The sequence below is a fragment of the Flavobacterium sp. genome (assembly GCF_035760125.1).
Lineage (GTDB): Bacteria > Bacteroidota > Bacteroidia > Flavobacteriales > Flavobacteriaceae > Flavobacterium.
In genome coordinates, this window is the sequence record NZ_DASTTN010000151.1 from 1 (window position 1) to 2139 (window position 2139).

Sequence of the window (2139 nt, forward strand, 5' to 3'; positions counted from 1 at the left end):
ATCACTACCATCTCCATACTTACTTTTCAATTGCAAATTACTATTCATTAATTCAAGAAGCAAATTTGAAATAGCAAGCCCTAAACCTGTTCCTCCAAATTTTCTTGACGTGGCACTGTCTTCCTGAACAAAGGAATTGAAAATTTTCTTTTGATTGTATTGCTTGATTCCAATACCGGTATCTTTAATGGAAAATTTTATGGTTGCATTTTTCTTACCTCCTTTTACCTGTTCAACATCCAAATGAATATGTCCAAAAGAAGTGAATTTTAAAGCATTACTAATTAAATTTACTAATATTTGTTTCAACCGAATAGAATCTGCATATATATATTGTGGCACACTTTCTTCAATCGTTAATGATAAAGAAATATTTTTCATATTGGCCTGATGTTTAAACAAATCTATTACTTGGTGCAACAGCCTAAAAAGATCAATATCCTCTATGTGCAACTCTAATTTACCAGATTCAATTTTTGAAAAATCAAGTATGTCGTTAATAATCTCCATTAGGGAATTAGCAGAAACATTAACAGTTGACATATATTCCAACTGATTTTTTTCGAGATCGGTTTTCATCAATAAATCGGTAAAACCAACAATGCCGTTTAGTGGAGTCCTGATCTCGTGACTCATATTTGACAAAAAATCGGATTTGGCTTTATTGGCTTCCTCGGCCTGAATTTTGGCTTTTTTAAGTTCTCTATTGCTTTGTTTTAATTGCTCATTAATTTCTTCGAATTCAATGTATTTTATGTACAAATCCTTTTCGTTTTCTTCCGCTTTTTCTTTGGCACGTATCAATTCCAATTCCAACAGTTTATGGTCGGTTATATCCCGAATAGTCCCCACAACAACAGAAGGATTATTATCTTCATCCCATTTTAAAGTTCCTATTCCATGTAGCCAGCGTTCGGCATTATCATTTACCCTTATGATTTTGTATTCCTTATTAAATGGTTTTCTTTTATTTACGACTTCTTCATGAAAATACATTTCCAAACTTTCCCTCCAAGCGGGATGTACCAAAGCCCTCCAAGACTCTTGATTCAAATCATAGTCAGCATCTATCCCAAAAATAGTATTCAGCAAATCGGTTCTCGTCCATATCCCTGTATGCATATTTATACTATAAGTCCCTAATTGTGCGATGATTTGGGTTTCTTTCAAAAACTCTTCTTTTTCTTTTAAGGCATCAATTGTTTGAATCCTCTCAGTAACATCTTTCACAAATAATAAAATTTGCATTTCTGATAGTTTAACGGCATCAATAGACCAACATCGTGAAGTTCCTTTTTTATGAATAAACGGAACTACATCATTTGAGGTTCTTTCCATTGAAAGTGTTTCAAATATACTTTCAATTTTGGTCAAGGAATCTGGTGGGGTCAAATCTTTAAGCGTCTTTTTTAACAACTGATCTTTAGAATAACCCGTGATTTTTGTAGCCGCTGGATTTACTTCCAAGAAAGATCCATCTTTATTTACTACTATCACACCATCGGGTGCATTCTCTACATAGTTTCTAAATTTGGCATTACTTTGTTGCTCTCTTTCTTTCTCTTTGATAGCTGCAACTTCTTTTTCTTTGGCCAAAATTTCACTCTCAATTCGCTTTTTTTCGGTTACATCTTGAGCTACTCCTCTCAAAAAAATTATTTCCCCTTTATCGTTTACAATAGGAACTCCAGTGCCATAAATCCATTTGAAACGGTTATCGGGAAAGCATAGTTTGTGGGTAATTTCATAAGGTAATTTTGTTCTGACTGACTCATTTATCTTATTATTAATAATCTCCCTATCTTCCTCTGAAAAATGATTTAGATATCGTTCATATAAGTTTTTATTATTACCTTTGGGCATTTCAAAAATACGATATAATTCTTTGGACCAAATCAATTCTTGTGTATTCAAATTAAATTCCCAACTGCCTATTTTGGCAATTTTTTGAGCATCGTTTAATAAATTTTCGCTAGCTACCAATTGTTCTTGTACAGTCCTAATTTCGGTAATATCTCTTCCAATGGAATATACAAGATTTTTTGAAGGATTTATAATGGATGTCCATTGCACCGATAAAAGCTCTCCCTTTTTAGTAAGGATCCTGTTTTCAAAAATTACTGAAGTCTTTCCTTTTAA

General features: G+C 32.7%; 1 protein-coding gene. It reads right to left on the bottom strand.

Features of this window, described 5'->3' with window-relative positions; translation table 11 throughout:
- Window positions 1-2139: PAS domain S-box protein (locus VFS71_RS05885; protein ID WP_326399944.1), on the bottom strand; the 2139-nt coding region annotated here is incomplete at both ends.